Raw genomic sequence first — 17,079 nt, 5'->3', positions numbered from 1 at the left:
GGAGCCGCGCCCGCCGAGGAGGAACGCTCATGGCAAGCGCAATCAATCGGCCGGGCGCAGCTTCTTCACTTCGGCATCCGGCAATTGCAGCGCGGCGCCGTCGATGTAGGTGAAGCTGGTCATGATTCCCTTGCCATCCTTGACGCCGGTACGGCCGACGAAAGCCCCCAGCGTAGACTGGTGGTCCTGCGCGCGGTAGACGATGGGCGCCACCGGGGTATCGACCTGCAGGCCGGAGAAAGCCGCGGCCAGCTTGTCGGCATCCGTGCTGCCGGCCTTCCTGATGCCGGCGGCGATCGACATCAGCGCGGCATAGCCGACCAGCGAGCCGTTGCGCGGGTAGTCGTTGAATTTCTTGCGGTAGGCGTCGACGAACTTCTTGTGCTCGGGCGTGTTGATCGCATACCAGGGGTAACCGGTGACGATCCAGTTGATCGGCGCTTCGCCCTTGAGCGGGTCGAGGTATTCCGGCTCGCCGGTCAACAGCGAGACCACTTCCACGCCGTCGAACAGGCCGCGGGTATTGCCTTCGCGCACGAACTTGCCGAGGTCGGCGGCGAACAGCGCGTTGAAGATGGCGTCAGGCTTGGCATCGGCCAGCGCCTGGGCGACCGCGCCGGCATCGATCTTGCCCAGCGGCGGCGCCTGTTCGGCGACAAACTCCACATCCGGCTGCGCCTGTTTCATCAGCGCCTTGAAACTGGCCGCGGCCGACTGGCCGTATTCGTAGTTGGGGTAGACGATGGCCCAGCGCTTTTTCTTCAGCTTGACCGCCTCTTTCACAACGGAAGCCACCAGCATGTAGGTCGAGGGACGCAGGCGATAGGTGTACTTGTTGCCGTTGTGCCAGACGATCTTGTCGGTCAGCGGCTCGGCGGCGAGGAAGAACACCTTGCGTTGTTTCGCATAGTCGGTCAGCGCCAGGCCGGTATTGGAGAGGAAGCCGCCGAACAGCAGCGCCACCCGTTCGCGCGTCATCAGTTCCTCGGCAATGCGCACCGAGTCGCCGGGGTTGCCGTTGTCGTCGCGCGCAATCACTTCCAGTTTCTTGCCCAGCACGCCGCCGGCGGCGTTAACCTCATCGACCGCCATCTCCCAGCCGCGACGGTAGGGCTCGAGGAAAGCCGGCTGCGCCTTGTAGCTGTTGATCTCGCCGATCTTGATGGTGCTTTGCGCCTGCGCTGGCATGCCTGCGGACAGGGCCAGGCCGGCGGCGCCGGCGGCCAGCAGGATGCTGCGTTTGAGAGGTGCGAGAAAGCCGATGCGATGTGTCACGTTGTTCCCTTCAGAGGTCATTGCCGTCTTGGCGCGGCGCGCAGGCGTAATCATAACCGTTGTCGCAGGGCCGGGCTTGGCGCGGCCCCACGGCTTATTTGATGCGCTGCTTTTCCAGCTTGCGCGCCAGGGTGCGGCGGTGCATGCCAAGCCGGCGGGCGGTTTCGGAGATGTTGAAATCGGTTTCCACCAGCACTTCGTGGATGCGCTCCCATTCCAGGGTCTTGATCGAGGTCGCGCGCGCCGGCAATTCCAGTTCGGCCATGCCGGCCACATGGCCGAAGGCGGCTTCGATGTCGTCGGTATTGGAAGGTTTGGCCAGGTACTGGCAAGCGCCCAGCTTGATCGCCTCGACCGCGGTGGTGATGCTGGCGAAGCCGGTCAGCACCACGATCAGCATGGTGGGATCGTGGGCGTGCAGCATCTGCACGCAGGCCAGGCCCGAGGCGTTGCCGGAGAGTTTGAGGTCGACCACGGCATAGCCTGGATTGTGGCTCTGCAGATGGAGCGCCGCCTCCTCCTGGTTGGAGGCTTGCAGCACCGTGTAGCCGCGACGCTCGAACGAGCGGCTCAAGGTGCGGGCGAAGGCGGCGTCATCCTCGATGATCAGGAGCAGGCGATCAGCCGTCATGTTGCAATTCCCATATTTCTTTCTACTTTCCTAACCCGCTATTGTATGGCGAGATCGGGTTTCGGCACCTATACCGAGGCATGAAATAGGGATTGAATAGGGATTGATCGACATTGATCCGCCGAGGATCAGTCGAAAATCAGCCGGGTGGAGCCGGCGAATCCGGCGCGTCTTCCAGGCTGATCGCCGACAGCGGCAGCGTGAGCGTCACCGTGGCGCCGCCGGTTGGGCGGTTGCTGGCGGCAATCCGCCCGCCCAGCTTGCGGGCGACGTTGACCACGAAAAACAATCCCAGCCCCCGGCCCGGCTTGCCTTTGGTCGACTGGTAAGGCTTGCCGAGCTGGCTGAGCATCCATTCCGGAAAGCCGTCCCCGCGGTCGCTCACTTCCATCTGCAGCAGATCCCCTTCCCGCTTCACCAGCAGCGAGATCCAGTCGGGCGATACCTCGAAGGCGTTGTCCAGCACATTGCCCAGCATCTGCTTGATGGCCGAGTCGAACACCACGGGCACGTCCTGCTCGATCAGGTTGCGGTACTCGAACTCGGTGACCGGCCGCGATTTGCGCCAGTCTTCGGCGACGCTGTCGAGGAAGGTATTGAGGGTGGTCTTGACCGAGGATTCGCCGCGCGCTTCGCCGGCCGACAGCAGCACGCCGCTGACGATGGCCTTGCAGCGCTGCAGTTGCGCTTCCATCTCGCTGATGTCGTCCAGCAGTTCCTGGCGCTGGCTGATTTCCGGCATGCGGCGCCAGTCGCCCAGGATCACCGACACGGTCGACAGCGGCGTGCCCAGTTCATGCGCCGCGCCGGAGGCCAGGAGGCCCATGCGCACGATGTGGTCTTCTTCAGCGGCGCGCTGGCGCAGGTCGGCCAGCATGGCATCGCCGGCGCGCAGGTTGCTGTTGATGCGGGTGATGAAGAACACCATCAGTCCGGCATTGAGCAGGAAGCAGATCAGCGTGCCTTCCACATACAGGCTGAACAAGCCGTTGCTGTGGTCGGGCGGCAGCGCCAGCGGTTCGGAAAACAGCGCCAGGCCGGCCAGGCAACCCATGGTGATGCCGACGATAGCCCAGCTCGACCACGGCCGCAGCAGCACCGCCGACAGGATGATCTGCATCAGGTAGAGGAAGGCGAACGGATTGGTGATGCCGCCGGAGAGATACAGCTGGAAAGTCAGCGCCGCCACATCCACCAGCAAGGCCAGGAACAGTTCGGCGTTGGTGACCGTGCGGCGCTCATGCCAGCGCAGGTGGCTGGCGATATTGAAGGCGATCAGGCAGGACAGCACCTCCAGCATGTGCGGCAGCGGCAGGTGGATGTCGAACACCAGCGCCACGAAGGCGACGGTGGAGATCTGCCCCAGCACCGCCAGCCAGCGCAGCTGGATCAGCAGCAGCATGTTCTGATGGCCGGCCGGGTTTTCCTGGCCCTGCCTCAGGCGCTGCCAGCGCTCCTTGAGCGTCCGGGGCTTGCCGGCCCCGGCGGCCCCGGTAGTCTCAGTGCCGTTCGTCATCTTTCTTTTCCTGGCCGGCGCGGCGGCGTTCGTCGCGCACTACCCAGAAACCGGCGCCTGCGATCATCAGCGCCAGCGCATACCAGGTCAGCGCATAGACCAGGTGGCTGTTGTGGAAGGCAATCACGGTCAGCCCGCCGACCGGTTTTTCGGCATCGGGGGCACTGGCGGCATTGGCTTGCGACGACGCGCGGTCGGCATCGACGAAGTAAGGCGCCACGCGCTCCGGCGCCAGGCCGCGCGCGGCAGCGATTGCCTGCACATCGCGCGAATACCAGCGGTTCTGCTGCGGCTCGTTGCTGCGCAGGAAACCGCCGCCCTGCTCGCTCATGCGCATCAGGCCCACCACCTCGACCGGCGGTTCGCCCGGGCCATCCTGCGCGGTGCTGGCGATCAGCTTGATCGGCGCGGCGCCGACAAAGCCGCGATTGACCAGCACCAGGTCGCCGTCGGCGGTCTGCAGCGGGGTCAGCAGCCAGGAGCCGCTGCCCAGGTCGGTGCTGGCCTGGACGGCAGTGGTCTTGCTATAGAGGAAGCGGCCGCTCAGGCTGACGCGGCGGTATTCGTCGGTCTCCGACGAGACTTGCGGCCACAAGGCATGCCCGGGCGCCGGCACCGGCGCCGCGTGCACGCGCGCATCGACCTTGGCGATCAGCGCCAGCTTCCATTGCAGGCGGTAGACCTGCCAGGTTCCGAGCGCGACGAAGGCCATAAAGAAAAATCCCGCACAAAGCGCCAGGAAAATCAGGCTGGCTCTTGAGCGGGATGTCGGGGCGGCTTGCGCGCGCCCCGTTTCGATGCCTTGCGTCACGCGTTTGCGTGGCGTTTGGCTCATTTCGCCTGCTGCATCTCGTGCTGCATGCCGGACATGCTTTGCTGCATCGACTGCGGCACGGTTTCATTGGGCATGTTCTGCGGCGACATGCCCGGCATCATGTTGTGGTTCAGGTGGTACATGACCCACAGCGAGCCGGCCAGCGTAATGCCCACGATGACGACGGTAAAGATCATCGCCAGCATGTTCCAGCCGCCTTCGGACTTGCCGTTCATGTGCAGGAAGTACTTGATGTGCACCACGATCTGCACGGCGGCGAAGGCCAGCAGGACCATCGCCATGCTGCTCGGGCTTTCGATCTTCTTGCCCATCACCAGCCAGAACGGGATGGCGGTCAGGATCACGGCCAGCACGAAGCCGGTGACGTAGTCCCTCATCGAACCATGCGCGCCGTGGTCGTCATGGCCATGGTGGTCATGACCGTGGTGATCGTCGTGCTGGCCCATCGGGCGGGCCGGGTGTTCTTGGTGGCCGCGGCTCATGGCAGGACTCCCATCAGGTAGACAAAGGTGAAGACGCCGATCCAGACCACGTCCAGGAAGTGCCAGAACATCGACAGGCACATCAGGCGGCGGCCGTTTTCCGGGGTCAGGCCATGCTTGTTGACCTGGAACATCAGCACGATCAGCCAGATGATGCCGAAGGACACGTGCAGGCCGTGGGTGCCGACCAGCGCGAAGAACGAGGTCAGGAAACCGCTGCGGGTCGGGCCGGCGCCTTCGTGGATCAGGTGCAGGAACTCATACAGTTCGAAGTAGATGAAGCCTGCGCCCAGCAGGCCGGTGATGGCCAGCCAGACCAGCGTGTTCTGCTGCTTCTTGGCTTGCATCGCCAGCATGGCGAAGCCATAGGTGATCGACGACAGCAGCAGCAGCGCGGTGTTCAACGCCACCAGCGGCAGGTCGAACAGTTCGGCGCCGGTCGGGCCGCCTGCGTAGTTGCGGCCGAGCACGGCGTAGCACGCAAACAGGCAGGCGAAGATGAGGCAGTCGCTCATCAGGTAGATCCAGAACCCCAGCAGGGTACCGTTTTCCGGATGGTGATGGCGGGTCCAGAAACGCGAGCTTGGCGTCGCGTCGGCCGTGGGATTAATCGCTTCAGACATGGCTATTCAACAGGCGAGTGCGCTCTGCTTCGACCCGGACGACTTCGTCGGCCGGGATGTAGTAGTCGCGGTTGTAATTAAAGGTGTGGACGATAGTCGCTACCACCACGGCGATCAGGGCAGCCGCTGCCGGCAACCACATTTGCCAGATCATGGCGAAACCGAACGCTGCCGACAGGGCCGCGATGATGAAGCCGGCGCCGGTGTTCTTCGGCATGTGGATCTCGACGAAGTCACCCAGCGGACGCTTGTAGTCGTGCTTCTTCATGTCGGTCCAGGCGTCGTTGTCATGCACCACCGGGGTGAACGCGAAGTTGTAGGCCGGCGGCGGCGACGAGGTCGACCATTCCAGGGTACGGCCGCCCCACGGGTCGCCGGTGACGTCGGCCAGCTTCTTGCGGTCGCGGATGGACACGTAGATCTGGATGATGAACGAAGCGATGCCCAGGGCGATCAGGCCGGCGCCCAGCGCGGCGATCACGAACCAGATCTGCAGCGACGGATCGTCGAAGTGGCTCACGCGGCGGGTCACGCCCATCAGGCCCAGCACGTACAGCGGCATGAAGGCCAGGTAGAAGCCGACCAGCCAGAACCAGAACGAGCAGCGGCCCCAGAAATCGTTGAGCCTGAAGCCGAAGGCCTTCGGGAACCAGAAGTTGATGCCGGCGAACATGCCGAACACCACGCCGCCGATGATCACGTTGTGGAAGTGGGCGATCAGGAACAGGCTGTTGTGCAGCACGAAGTCGGCCGGGGGAACCGCCAACAGCACGCCGGTCATGCCGCCGATCACGAAGGTGATCATGAAGCCGATGGTCCACAGCATGGGGACTTCAAAGCGGATGCGACCGCGGTACATGGTGAACAGCCAGTTGAAGATCTTGGCGCCGGTCGGGATCGAGATGATCATCGTGGTGATGCCGAAGAACGAGTTGACGCTGGCGCCCGACCCCATGGTGAAGAAGTGGTGCAGCCACACCAGGTACGACAGGATGGTGATCACGACGGTCGCGTACACCATGGAGGTGTAGCCGAACAGGCGCTTGCCGCTGAAGGTCGAGACGATTTCGGAGAAGATGCCGAACGCCGGCAGCACCAGGATGTAGACCTCGGGGTGGCCCCAGATCCAGATCAGGTTCACGTACATCATGGCGTTGCCGCCCATGTCGTTGGTGAAGAAGTTGGTGCCGAAGATGCGGTCCAGCGAGAGCATGGCCAGCACGGCGGTCAGGACCGGGAAGGCGGCCACGATCAGCACGTTGGTGCACAGCGAGGTCCAGGTGAAGACGGGCATCTTCATCATGTTCATGCCCGGGGCGCGCATCTTGACGATGGTGACCACCAGGTTGACGCCCGACAGCAGCGTCCCTACCCCGGCCACCTGCAAGGCCCATATGTAGTAGTCGACCCCGACGTCCGGGCTGTACAGGATGCCCGACAGCGGCGGATACGCCAGCCAGCCGGTGCGCGCGAATTCGCCCACGAACAGGGAGGCCATCACCAGCAGCGCGCCGAAGGTGGTCATCCAGAAGCTGAAGTTGTTGAGGAACGGGAACGCCACGTCGCGCGCGCCGATCTGCAGGGGCACGACGTAGTTCATCAGGCCGGTCACCAGCGGCATGGCCACGAAGAAGATCATGATCACGCCGTGGGCGGTGAAGATCTGGTCGTAGTGGTGCGGCGGCAGGAAGCCGGGATTGTCGCCGAAGGCGACGGCTTGCTGGGCGCGCATCATGATGGCGTCGGAAAAACCGCGCAGCAGCATGACGATGGCCAGCACGATGTACATGATGCCGATGCGCTTGTGGTCGATGCTGGTGAACCAGTCGCGCCACAGCACGCCCCACAGGCGATACTTGGTCAGCAGCGCCAGCAGCACGAGGCCGCCCAGGGCGACTGCGGCGAAGGTTCCGATCAGGATCGGCTCATGGTATGGAATCGCTTCCAGGCTGAGGCGACCGAAGATCAGCTTTATCAGGTCAAAATTGTCAGACATCTTTACTTCCCGGGGAAAAAGGAAAATACGGTGCAGCCGGCAACTGCCGCGCCAATACAGCTACTGCGCTCGGAACGGTCACTCATGCTTCTGGCCGGGCTTCACGTTCAGGTCGGCGGCCATCATCTTGTCCATGCAGACCGTATTGGGCTCGACGCAGCGGTTGACGATCGCATGGAACAGGCTGGGGTCGACCTTGCCGAACAGGCGGGCAGGCTCACGCTCGCTGGGCTTTTCCAGTTGCAGGTAGTCGGCGCGCTGCATGGCGCCGGACTCGGCCTTGGCCTTCTTGACCCAGTCGTCAAAGCCTTGCTGGTCCAGGCCGTGGAACTTGAAGCGCATGTGCGAGAAGCCCGCGCCGCTGTAGTTGGCCGAGAAGCCGTCGTACTCGCCGGTCTTGTTGATGACCGCGTGCAGCTTGGTTTCCATGCCCGGCATCGCGTAGATCTGGCCGGCCAGGGCGGGAATGAAGAAGGAGTTCATCACGCTCGACGCGGTGATCTTGAACTGGATCGGCGTATCGATCGGCGCGGCCAGTTCGTTCACGGTGGCAATGCCCTGCTCCGGATAGATGAACAGCCACTTCCAGTCCAGCGCCACCACTTCGACCGTCATGGTCTTGGTTTCCGGCGGGATCGGACGCTCCGCGTCCAGGCGCGACAGCGGACGGTACGGGTCCAGCGTGTGCGTGGTGATCCAGGTCAACAGGCCCAGCGCGATGATGATCAGCAGCGGCGCGCCCCAGATGACCAGTTCCAGGCGGGTCGAGTGATCCCACTCGGGTTCGTACGGCGCGGAGGTGTTGCCCTTGCGATAACGCCATGCGAACAGCACGGTCAGCGCGATCACCGGGACGATGATCAGGAGCATCAGGACGGTGGAAATGACGATCAGGCGTCCCTGTTGGGAGGCGATATCGCCGGACGGATTCATCACGACGGTGTTGCATCCAGCCAACAGAATAGCGGGCAGGAGGAGCAATCCGCGACGGAGTATTTGAGAAACCATGGAGGAAAAGTCCAGTCGTATGTAGCAGAGCATGCTAATGTAACGGCAATAAAGTGTGTTGGCGATTGGACGTTTTGTCCCACCCCGTCATGCAGCACCCGCCGGGATGGGAGTTCGTACTGCGACTAAACCTCTAACAGTGGGAGACAAAGCCATGGCAAGCAGCATCCACAACGGTCAAGGTTCCAGCGAGTTCCGGCCGCAATCCAACGTCCCCCCCGCAACCCATGATCATGGGCACATCGAGCCAGGTGAAATCGCCGTCGGCGTGGTGATCGGACGGGCCTCCGAATATTTCGACTTTTTCGTATATGCGCTGGCATCCGTGCTGGTGTTTCCGGCCATTTTCTTTCCTTTCGAGAATAGGCTGGAAGGCACGCTTTACGCGTTCGTGATCTTCGCGTTCGCGTTCCTTGCCCGGCCTGTCGGCACAGTGATATTCATGGCGATCCAGCGGGCTTACGGAAGAGAAGTGAAACTGACGCTGGCGCTGTTCCTGCTTGGTTTTTCAACGGCGGGTATTGCTTTGCTGCCAACTTATGAACACATAGGCGTATGGGCCATCATCCTGCTGTCCCTGTTGCGGGTCGGACAGGGCGTCGCGCTGGGCGGCGCCTGGGACGGGTTGCCATCCTTGCTGGCGATGAACGCCCCGCAGAACAGGCGCGGCTGGTATGCAGCCCTCGGCCAGCTTGGCGCGCCGCTTGGATTCATCATCGCGGCGAGCCTGTTTGCCTACATGCTGGCGGATCTTACCACGGAAGATTTCCTGGATTGGGGCTGGCGTTATCCTTTTTACGTGGCTTTCGCGATTAACGTTGTCGCGCTGTTCGCGCGCCTGCGCCTGGTTTCCACGCCGGAATACGCCAAGCTGCTCGACGAGCGCGAGCTGGAACCGGCCGGCGTGGTCGAACTGTCCCGCACCCAGGGCCGCAACATCATCATCGGCGCCCTCGCCGCGCTGGCCAGCTACGCGCTGTTCCATCTGGTGACGGTGTTCCCGCTGTCCTGGGCCAGGCTGTACTCGTTGCGGGCCATGGACGATTTCCTGATCACCCAGATCATCGGCGCCGTCATCATGGCCTTGGGCATCGTCGCCTCGGGCCTGATCGCCGACCGCTTCGGCCGCCGCACCGTGCTGGGCTCGATGGCGCTGCTGATCGCCATCCTCTCCGCCTTCGTGCCGACCCTGATGAATGGCGGCGAATACGGCCAGAACATCTTCATCCTGGTCGGCTTCGCATTGCTGGGCCTGTCTTATGGCCAGGCTGCCGGCGCCGTGACCGCCAACTTCCAGAAGAAGTATCGCTACACCGGCGCCGCGCTGACGCAAGACCTGGCCTGGCTGGTGGGCGCCGGTTTCGCGCCGCTGGTGGCGCTGGGCCTGTCGGCGCACTTCGGTTTGGCTTACGTGAGTTTCTACCTGCTGTCGGGCGCGGTTGGCTCGCTGGCGGCCCTGAGCCTGAACCGGGCGCTGGAAGCCAAGGAAGACTGATGTACTGATACTGTCACGAAGCCGGCCCGTTTCGGCATCGAAAAACACAAAACCCGGAAGTTCGCTTCCGGGTTTTGTTTTGTCGAACGGAATCGGCCAACGGAATCGGCCGATCGCCGGCAGCGGCGGATGCCAGGCAGTCAGATGAAATGCTCGCCGATAATTCGCGCGGCGGCGGCCACCACATCATTGCGCGGCGGCGCATCCTGGACGGCCTGGGTAAAGTAAATGCTCAATATGACCGGCGACTCGCTGCCCGGCCAGATGACCGCGACATCATTGGTGGTGCCGTAATCGCCGCTGCCGGTCTTGTCGGCGATCACCCAATCGGATGGCATGGCCGAACGGATACGGGCGCCGCCGGTGGTATTGCCGCGCATCCAGTCGACCAGCATGCGACGCTGCAGCGGCGGCAACAGTTCCCCCAGCACCAGGCGCTGCAAGCTCTGGGCCATAGCCAGCGGCGTGGTGGTGTCGCGCTCGTCCCCGGGAACGGCGCTGTTGAGCTCGGTTTCGATGCGGTCCAGCCGGAAGCTTTCATCGCCGATGTCGCGCGCGTACTGGTTGACCACACGGATGCCGCCCAGCTCGCGGATCAGCAGGTTGCCGGCGGTATTGTCGCTATATTGCAATGCGGCGGCGCATAGGCCACTGACGGACAAACCGGCGCCGACAGCCTTCTCCGTCACCGGCGAATAGGCCACCAGGTCGGCCGCGTCATAGCGCACGCGGCGCTGCAGCAACGTGCTGTCTTCCAGGCTGCGGTTGAGAATGGCGCTGACCAGGATGAGCTTGAAGGTGCTGCAAAACGGAAAACGCTCGGTCTCGCGATAGCCGATACGGTCGGACGAGGCGCCGCCGATGTTATCGATGGCCATGACGCCCAGGCGTCCGCCGGATTGCTTTTCCAGTTCGGCCAGTTTCTGTGCGATGACGGCGCGGTTATCGGGACGCTCGCGGATCAGCGCGCAACCGCCCAGCAATGTGGAGAGGCCGCCCGCAATCATCAGGGTGCGGCGGTTTGGCGATGGCGTCATGATTGTCTCTCGGTTTTTTGCATGCCCTTCGCGGGCGATCTGCATCAGTCGTCCCACGGGGAAAATGGTTCCAGCATGTCATTAAAATTTCATACTGGCAGCGGCTCTCCTGAAAGCAGAAAACAAGCTGGCATCCCACATGGGAGCCAGATGCCAAAACGCAAGGGCGCGCGCGCAAAAACAGGCAACCCGCCCTGCCGGCCTGGATGGCCGGTGCTATATTGATTAGGGCCTGTTAACATTTGTTATCAGGCCCTAGCCCTGCCACTCCTTTCCGGACCCGCCATGCACTATCTGCTCATGTACGACTTCGTCCCCGACTATCTCGAGCGCCGCCCCGCCCATCGCAGCGAGCATCTCGCATTGTGTAAAGCAGCGGTGGCGCGCGGCGAACTGGCGGCCGGCGGCGCCGTCGGCGATCCGCCCGAAAGCGGCCTACTGCTGTTCAACGCTCCGGCCGCCCATGCCGAAGCCTTTGCGGCGGCCGATCCCTATGTCCGGCACGGACTGGTGACGCGCTGGCAAGTCAAGCCCTGGGCCACGGTGGTCGGCATTCCCGAACTGGTGCCCAACCCGCTCTGAACGTCTTGCGCAGGCCGGCAATGCCGGCGCCGTTTCATCACGGCCGGTTAAAAACATTCAACTGCAGGCCGCGGGGGAAAACGGGATAATAAGCGCCAGACATCGTCTACTGAATACACAACGGCCAGGCACACATTGCCCAAGCCGTGCTCGGAACAAGACGCCCAAGGAGACCCGCAATGCCCTCGCGCCAGCCATTCGCCCGCACCGCCCGCCATCCCGGCAAGCCCGACCCGGTACGCATCGTCAGCCTGGAAGGCGGCGCCATGCACAAGACCTTCACCCTGGAACCGGGCCGCACGCTGCGCGATGCCATGAGCATTCCGCTGGACCAAGCCGGCATCGCCGGCGGCACCGTGCGCTTTGAAAACCTGAAGGTGACGCCGCACCATTTCCTGATGCCGGCCCTGGCGGTGGACGACCAGCATGCCGCCTTCTACAGCGCGCCCTACGCCATCGAAGAAGGCACGGTCATCGAATTCGCCTGCGCCACCTACGGCCGCAAGGACGGCGCCCCCTTCGTGCATTGCCATGCCGTCTGGCGCGGCAGCGACGGCGAACGCCAGGGCGGCCATATGCTGATGGACCAGACCATCGTGGCCGAAGCCGGCCAGGCGCAAGCCTGGGGCCTGCACGACGCCACCATGGCTACCAAATACGACCCGGAAACCAACTTTACGCTGTTCCACCCCACCCGCCTGGAACAACGGATGCACGCCGGCCAGGGCAAGCGCATCGTCCTGGCCCGCATCCGCCCGGATGAAGACCTGAGCATGGCCATCGAGGATGTTTGCCGTTCCCACGGCATCGAGCATGCCATCATCCGCGGCAGCGTCGGCAGCATCATCGGCGCCGATTTCGAGGATGGCCGCGTGCTGGAAGACCGCGCCACCGAGATCCTGGTGCGCTCGGGCGAAGTCAGGAACGGCCCGCAAGGCCTGCGCGCGCAACTGGACATCGCGCTGATCAACCCGCAAGGCAAGGTATGCGAAGGCGTGCTGGCGCGCGGCCGCAATCCGGTGCTGATCTGTTTCGAACTGGTGATCGAAGAGCAATGACAATAAAAAACGTCGCCGTCATGATGACGGGCGACGTTCCGCAAGCCGCAACCGCTGCGGCCTGCCCCCTTCCACTACTCCCCGTCTGTGCCCGGGAGCGTTAAGCGCCGACCAGCTTCTTGAACGTCGGCAATACCGCGTCGCCCTTGAACGGCTTGACGATCCAGCCCTTGATGCCGGCCGCCTTGCCGCGCTCCTTCATGATCGGCGAGTTCTCGGTGGTCAGCATGATGATGTTGACGCTGGCATTGCCCAGTTCGCCGCGGATCTTCTCGGCCATGGTCAGGCCATCCATGTTGGGCATGTTGACGTCGGAAACCACCAGCTTGATGGACGGATCGCCCTTCAACTTGTTCAAGCCGTCGCGGCCGTCCACCGCCAGCGCCACGTCCAGTCCGTTCTTCTTGAGGAAGTCGCCGACCTCGGCGCGCACCGTGCTTGAATCGTCCACTACCAGAATTTGTGCCATGTTGTTTCTCTCGATAATCAAATTGAAATGGGTGGATCGGATGCAGGATCAGAACAATTCCAGTTCGCCGGTGCCGACATCGGCCTCTTCTTCCGAGACGGCAAAATCCATCTCGGCATAGGCCGATACGCACAGCGTGATATGAAAACGCGGCGCCTGCGGCATGTCCACCGCCAGATGGCGCAGATGGCCGACATTGAGCGTCTGCAGGTAAGCCGCGCAATTCTTGTCGATCACGTTCGGCGTCGACATGCCCAGGTGCGGGAAGAAACGTCCCAGGTCGCGGTTCAGGATGCCGCAGCACAGGTTGCCGCATTCGGCGATGGCATCCATGAAGGCCTGCTCCGACATCTCTTCCGGGGCGACCCGGTTCAGGCGCGCGAAATGCGCCTTGGTGGCGGCGTCCGACGTGAAATAAAACATCACCATCAGGCGGAACAGATAAGACGACACCGTCAGCACCACCATCTTCTTTTCGCTGATGGAGGCAATATCGTCGATGGCCGACATCTCGGCCTCGCTATCGACCGGCACCAGCCCCGTCCTGAGCGCTTGCCGCAACAAGGTATCGAAACCGTCTTTGGCGGATTGGCTGATCATGTCGCCCTCCATCTTCAGGCCGCCTCGGCCAGCGTTTCCCTGGTCCGCTTGTTGATCAGGTCCAGCCCGATCACGGCGCCCATGATCATCTTGCCGCCGGCTTGCAAGTCCTGGAAGGTGGTGGTGGTGATCAGGTCGTTCTGGTACAGGTTGGCGCGATAACTCTTGGACAGTTTCTCGGCGCGCTGCGCCAGGTCGCGCACTTCGGATGCCACCACCGCGAAACCGCGGCCGTGCGCGCCGGCCCGGGCCGCTTCGATGGAGGCATTGAGGGCGACGATGATGACCTGGTTGACGATCAGCGCGAACTCGTCGTTCTTGCGGTGCATCTCGCGGTTATGGGAAATCAGCACGTTCATGTCGTCGTGCCAGCGCTCGAACGTGCGCATCAGGCCCAGCAGCTTGGAAATCGTATCCTGCGAGGCATCGCAGTTTTCCATCACGCGCGCCATGCTTTGCGAATTCTGCTCGCTCAAACTCGCCACCAGCGCCGCGCTTTCGTCGCGCATCCCGGCCATGCGGCGCTCGCCTTCCAGGCGCTCCTGTTCGATATGCTGCTGGTGCTGCGCCATCTCGCGCTGCTGCTCTTCCAGCGTTTCCTGCACACTGCGTTTCAGGGCTTCCACCTGCGCCAGGTCGATCATGCGCGCCGCGCGGGCTTTCTGGCGGCGCCACAGCACCGCCATCGGAACGCCGGCCAACAAGGCGCCCAGCGCCAGGAAAAGTATCGAATTCCACACCATGACATTCATTTCTCACCACCATCGCTTCACATCTGCGCCAATCTGCGCAAACCTGCCACACCGGGCCGGATACGGCCCCTCATCCCTCATGCCACCTGGGGATCGCCGCCCTGCGGCAAACTCACCACCGGCGCGGCCTGTTCGTGGCCGGCGACGGGATACGGCACGTCGATGCCGTCCACTTCCACCGCCACACTCTCAGGCAGCATCACGATGATCTGGAACGCGCGAAAAGCGGCGCCCTCATCCTGGCCGGTGAAACGGATCTCGATCTTGCCCTGCTCGCGGGTGACGAAGTCCAGCACCGCATCCATGCCGACGCCGCGGCCGGAAACCTCGGTCACTTCGCTGCGGGTCGAAAAGCCCGGCTGCATGATCAGGTGAGCCAGTTCGACATCGGTCATGGCCTGGTCGATGCCGATCAGGTTCTTCTCGACGCCGATCTGGCGCACCCGCTCCAGCGCCAGCCCGCGGCCGTCATCGGACAGCGCCATGTGGAACATGTTGTCCATCACGCCCATTTCCAGCTTGATCGTGCCGGCCTCCGGCTTGCCCCGGGCGGCGCGTTCGGCGGCGCTCTCCAGGCCGTGGTCCATGGCATTGCGGATCAGGTGCATGAACACGTTCTGCAGCAGCGGCGAGGCGAAGCTGTGGACCACATAACCGTTGTCTTCGATCGCCACCAGCGGCGCCGCCTTGCCCAGGTCGGCCGCCAGCGCCGGCAGCGAAGCGGTCACCGGCGCCAGCACGTCCTGCACGCTCTCGGTGCCCAACAGGCGCAGCGTGCGGCGCACTTCGTTGCGCACCGCCACCAGCTCGTGCAGGTTGGCGGTATTGACGTTTTCCAGGCGATGCAGGCTTTCCTGGATGTACTTGCGGTCGATCGTCATAATGTGGCGCTGGTAGCCGGCGCCCGCTTCGCCCGACTCGACGGCCGCGCCGCGTCCCAGCGTGACGTCGTTGATGCGGGCATAACGGTCGATGATCTCGCGCACTTGCGCCAGTTGCAGCAGCAGGTGTTCCTGGTTCCAGGCGGCGCCGGTTTGCGGATGGCGCAGGTCGTCGTAATGCTGTTCGGCATCGTGCACCACGTTGGCCAGGTGCAAGAGGCCGTAAGTGCGGCCATTGCCCTTGATGGTGTGCATGTTGCGGAACAGCTTGGCGATCGCAAAGGCGGTGGCTTCCGGATTCTGGTGGACGATCTGTTCGTTCTCGTCCAGGAAGTTGCGCGCGCTGCCGATGAATTCGCCGAACTTGGACGGCGCCACGGCCAGGATCTCGCCGATCATTTCCAGTTCGCGCTTTTGCTCGTTGGCTTCGGCGGCCAGTTGGCGCAGCTCGGTGACGTCGCGCACGCACAGCATCAGGCGGATCACCGTGTCGTTGCCGTCGGTAATCGGCGACCACGACAAATCGAGGATCTTCTTGCCGCCGTCGGCCATGGTCTTCTCGACTTCGCCCACCATCAGGTGTTCGTTGAATTCGAAGTTCATCACGTCTTCGCCGATGCAGGCGCCGCCGATGGCTTCGATCTGCGACAGCGTATCGGCGCCCAGGTTGGTGCCGGAGAACACCAGCTCCATCAGGTCGCGGCCGGCGATGTCGGTGGTCTCGAACACGGTTTCCAGGAAGGCCGAATATTCGGGGTGGATCTTGTTGCCGTCGACGATGGTCAGGATGCCTTGCGGAATGTTCTGCAGCATGGCCTGCATGTCGGCGGTCTTCTGGCGCACTTGCGCGGAAGCCTCTTCGATCTTTTCCACCATGCCGTTGAAGGCGACGATGGAGTGGCCGACCTCGTCCATGCGCTGCACCGGCAGGCGGCGGGTGAAGTCCTGGCTGGCGGCGATCTCGCCCATCATGCTCGACATGCGGCTGATCGGGCCGGTGATCTGGCGATACAGCAGGAAACCGATGCCGGCCAGCAGCGCCACGGCCACTGCGGTGACGATGGAAATCGTGGCGGTGGTCGAGGCCAGCTTGCCGTTGAGCGACGTGATGGCCGTGTCCTTGAAACGGTTCTTCTCGATGCGCAGGGTGTTGACGATGCCTTCCAGTTCGGCCTGGTATTGCATCACGCCGCCGAAGAACTGCGCCTGGGCGATCTCGTTCTTGCCCGCCAGCTTGAACTTGGCGGTGTTGTCGATGGCGCCGAAGTAGTTATCCAGGCTCTCGCGCGCCTGCTCGATCAAGCCGCGCTGGGCTACGCCGTCGGCATGCTGGGCCTGCATCTCCAGGGCTTTTTCCAGCGCCGCCTTTTTCTCGGCCAGTTTTTCGTTTTCCTGGGTCACCAGCTGGTTGTCGGCTTCGGTGACCATCACCATGGCCGCCAGCTGCACATCCTTCAACTGCCCCATCAGGTCGGACGAGGCCAGCACGCTCGGCATCACCCCTTCCGTGACCGACCTGACCTCCGCCGCGCTGTCGCGCGACTGGATCATCGCGTAACCGCCAATGCCGGCGATGGCGATGAATGTAAGTATGACGAGCAGCGTGATGCGCAGACGGATGGTCATTGAGTTCCCCTTGTGAAGGCGATCCGTGGCGCGGTTTCACGATCATCCCAGGAAAGTGAACAAAAAATCAGGCCGTAGCGGACGCGGGGCGGATTGTTACATCGAAGTATTACTGCTCAATGACAATATAATTTCTAAAGCGCGCCGAGAAATACGGCTCGTATTTTCGGGCGCCCAGCTTATTTGTTCTTTTTCAGTGCCGGGAAATCCGGG

Annotated in this window: 16 protein-coding genes; 3 read left to right on the top strand and 13 right to left on the bottom strand. The window is 62.9% G+C overall.

What is annotated here, in order from left to right:
• Positions 1–42: 42 nt before the first annotated feature.
• The 8 genes from AC07N6_RS06960 to cyoA all read right to left on the bottom strand — a co-directional run bounded on the left by AC07N6_RS06960 (position 43) and on the right by cyoA (position 8,366).
• The gene (locus AC07N6_RS06960) at positions 43–1,188 is read right to left on the bottom strand and encodes an ABC transporter substrate-binding protein (RefSeq protein WP_494780255.1); all 1,146 of its coding nucleotides are present in this window, start codon (positions 1,186–1,188) and stop codon (positions 43–45) included.
• A gap of 181 nt (positions 1,189–1,369) precedes the next feature.
• On the bottom strand, positions 1,370–1,906 hold the full coding sequence (locus AC07N6_RS06955; RefSeq protein ID WP_494779579.1) for a response regulator transcription factor: 537 nt from the start codon (positions 1,904–1,906) through the stop codon (positions 1,370–1,372).
• A gap of 139 nt (positions 1,907–2,045) precedes the next feature.
• Positions 2,046–3,422 carry an ATP-binding protein gene (locus AC07N6_RS06950; protein ID WP_494779578.1) on the bottom strand — a complete coding sequence of 459 codons (1,377 nt, stop codon included), beginning with the start codon at positions 3,420–3,422 and terminating at the stop codon, positions 2,046–2,048.
• Positions 3,406–4,257: an SURF1 family protein gene (locus AC07N6_RS06945; protein ID WP_494779577.1), complete on the bottom strand. Its 852-nt coding sequence runs from the start codon at positions 4,255–4,257 to the stop codon at positions 3,406–3,408. Before AC07N6_RS06945 ends, AC07N6_RS06950 begins: the two co-directional genes overlap by 17 nt.
• Positions 4,254–4,739: a cytochrome o ubiquinol oxidase subunit IV gene (gene cyoD, locus AC07N6_RS06940; protein WP_494779576.1), complete on the bottom strand. Its 486-nt coding sequence runs from the start codon at positions 4,737–4,739 to the stop codon at positions 4,254–4,256. Before cyoD ends, AC07N6_RS06945 begins: the two co-directional genes overlap by 4 nt.
• Positions 4,736–5,362, bottom strand: coding sequence for a cytochrome o ubiquinol oxidase subunit III (gene cyoC / locus AC07N6_RS06935; RefSeq protein ID WP_494779575.1), 627 nt, complete (start codon positions 5,360–5,362; stop codon positions 4,736–4,738). Before cyoC ends, cyoD begins: the two co-directional genes overlap by 4 nt.
• Complete coding sequence (cyoB, locus tag AC07N6_RS06930; RefSeq protein WP_494779574.1) at positions 5,355–7,358, bottom strand: cytochrome o ubiquinol oxidase subunit I; 2,004 nt, start codon at positions 7,356–7,358, stop codon at positions 5,355–5,357. The genes cyoC and cyoB overlap by 8 nt, the downstream gene beginning before the upstream one ends.
• 78 nt (positions 7,359–7,436) lie before the next feature.
• A complete protein-coding gene (cyoA, locus tag AC07N6_RS06925) occupies positions 7,437–8,366 on the bottom strand; it encodes a ubiquinol oxidase subunit II (RefSeq protein ID WP_494779573.1) in 930 nt (309 codons plus the stop codon).
• A 154-nt stretch (positions 8,367–8,520) separates the two neighbouring features.
• On the opposite strand from cyoA, the gene AC07N6_RS06920 reads away from it, so the two are divergent.
• On the top strand, positions 8,521–9,861 hold the full coding sequence (locus AC07N6_RS06920; RefSeq protein ID WP_494779572.1) for an MFS transporter: 1,341 nt from the start codon (positions 8,521–8,523) through the stop codon (positions 9,859–9,861).
• Positions 9,862–10,001: 140 nt separating this feature from the next.
• Here the strand turns inward: AC07N6_RS06920 and bla are convergent, their stop codons facing one another.
• Complete coding sequence (gene bla, locus AC07N6_RS06915) at positions 10,002–10,898, bottom strand: class A beta-lactamase (protein WP_494779571.1); 897 nt, start codon at positions 10,896–10,898, stop codon at positions 10,002–10,004.
• 285 nt (positions 10,899–11,183) lie between these two features.
• Here bla and AC07N6_RS06910 point away from each other — a divergent pair, with 285 nt between their 5' ends.
• Together AC07N6_RS06910 and AC07N6_RS06905 are read left to right on the top strand one after the other, a co-directional pair.
• Positions 11,184–11,480, top strand: a complete 297-nt coding sequence (locus tag AC07N6_RS06910) for a YciI-like protein (protein ID WP_494779570.1) — start codon at positions 11,184–11,186, stop codon at positions 11,478–11,480.
• A 179-nt stretch (positions 11,481–11,659) separates the two neighbouring features.
• Positions 11,660–12,538 carry a PCC domain-containing protein gene (locus AC07N6_RS06905; RefSeq protein ID WP_494779569.1) on the top strand — a complete coding sequence of 293 codons (879 nt, stop codon included), beginning with the start codon at positions 11,660–11,662 and terminating at the stop codon, positions 12,536–12,538.
• 100 nt (positions 12,539–12,638) lie between these two features.
• On the opposite strand, the gene AC07N6_RS06900 is transcribed toward AC07N6_RS06905, so the two are convergent.
• From AC07N6_RS06900 to AC07N6_RS06885, 4 genes are all read right to left on the bottom strand, one after another.
• Positions 12,639–13,007, bottom strand: coding sequence for a response regulator (locus tag AC07N6_RS06900; RefSeq protein ID WP_494779568.1), 369 nt, complete (start codon positions 13,005–13,007; stop codon positions 12,639–12,641).
• A gap of 48 nt (positions 13,008–13,055) precedes the next feature.
• A complete protein-coding gene (locus AC07N6_RS06895; RefSeq protein ID WP_494779567.1) occupies positions 13,056–13,607 on the bottom strand; it encodes a hypothetical protein in 552 nt (183 codons plus the stop codon).
• A gap of 14 nt (positions 13,608–13,621) precedes the next feature.
• A complete protein-coding gene (locus AC07N6_RS06890) occupies positions 13,622–14,347 on the bottom strand; it encodes a methyl-accepting chemotaxis protein (RefSeq protein ID WP_494780254.1) in 726 nt (241 codons plus the stop codon).
• Positions 14,348–14,436: 89 nt separating this feature from the next.
• Positions 14,437–16,866 carry an ATP-binding protein gene (locus tag AC07N6_RS06885; protein ID WP_494779566.1) on the bottom strand — a complete coding sequence of 810 codons (2,430 nt, stop codon included), beginning with the start codon at positions 16,864–16,866 and terminating at the stop codon, positions 14,437–14,439.
• Positions 16,867–17,079: the final 213 nt, after the last annotated feature.

The sequence above is a fragment of the Herbaspirillum sp. GW821-FHT09A12 genome (assembly GCF_059418325.1).
The sequence above is the reverse complement of the archived record's forward strand: the minus strand, read 5'-3'. Positions and strand labels throughout refer to the sequence as shown.

What these genes read in the sequence shown, in the direction of transcription:
- AC07N6_RS06905 (WP_494779569.1), top strand. Translation starts at nt 11,660, where the DNA reads ATGCCCTCGCGCCAGCCATTCGCCCGCACCGCCCGCCATCCCGGCAAG.
- AC07N6_RS06955 (WP_494779579.1), bottom strand. Translation starts at nt 1,906, where the DNA reads ATGACGGCTGATCGCCTGCTCCTGATCATCGAGGATGACGCCGCCTTC.
- cyoC (WP_494779575.1), bottom strand. Translation starts at nt 5,362, where the DNA reads ATGTCTGAAGCGATTAATCCCACGGCCGACGCGACGCCAAGCTCGCGT.
- bla (WP_494779571.1), bottom strand. Translation starts at nt 10,898, where the DNA reads ATGACGCCATCGCCAAACCGCCGCACCCTGATGATTGCGGGCGGCCTC.
- cyoA (WP_494779573.1), bottom strand. Translation starts at nt 8,366, where the DNA reads ATGGTTTCTCAAATACTCCGTCGCGGATTGCTCCTCCTGCCCGCTATT.
- AC07N6_RS06960 (WP_494780255.1), bottom strand. Translation starts at nt 1,188, where the DNA reads ATGCCAGCGCAGGCGCAAAGCACCATCAAGATCGGCGAGATCAACAGC.
- AC07N6_RS06900 (WP_494779568.1), bottom strand. Translation starts at nt 13,007, where the DNA reads ATGGCACAAATTCTGGTAGTGGACGATTCAAGCACGGTGCGCGCCGAG.
- cyoD (WP_494779576.1), bottom strand. Translation starts at nt 4,739, where the DNA reads ATGAGCCGCGGCCACCAAGAACACCCGGCCCGCCCGATGGGCCAGCAC.
- AC07N6_RS06910 (WP_494779570.1), top strand. Translation starts at nt 11,184, where the DNA reads ATGCACTATCTGCTCATGTACGACTTCGTCCCCGACTATCTCGAGCGC.
- AC07N6_RS06895 (WP_494779567.1), bottom strand. Translation starts at nt 13,607, where the DNA reads ATGATCAGCCAATCCGCCAAAGACGGTTTCGATACCTTGTTGCGGCAA.
- cyoB (WP_494779574.1), bottom strand. Translation starts at nt 7,358, where the DNA reads ATGTCTGACAATTTTGACCTGATAAAGCTGATCTTCGGTCGCCTCAGC.
- AC07N6_RS06885 (WP_494779566.1), bottom strand. Translation starts at nt 16,866, where the DNA reads ATGACCATCCGTCTGCGCATCACGCTGCTCGTCATACTTACATTCATC.
- AC07N6_RS06945 (WP_494779577.1), bottom strand. Translation starts at nt 4,257, where the DNA reads ATGAGCCAAACGCCACGCAAACGCGTGACGCAAGGCATCGAAACGGGG.
- AC07N6_RS06920 (WP_494779572.1), top strand. Translation starts at nt 8,521, where the DNA reads ATGGCAAGCAGCATCCACAACGGTCAAGGTTCCAGCGAGTTCCGGCCG.
- AC07N6_RS06950 (WP_494779578.1), bottom strand. Translation starts at nt 3,422, where the DNA reads ATGACGAACGGCACTGAGACTACCGGGGCCGCCGGGGCCGGCAAGCCC.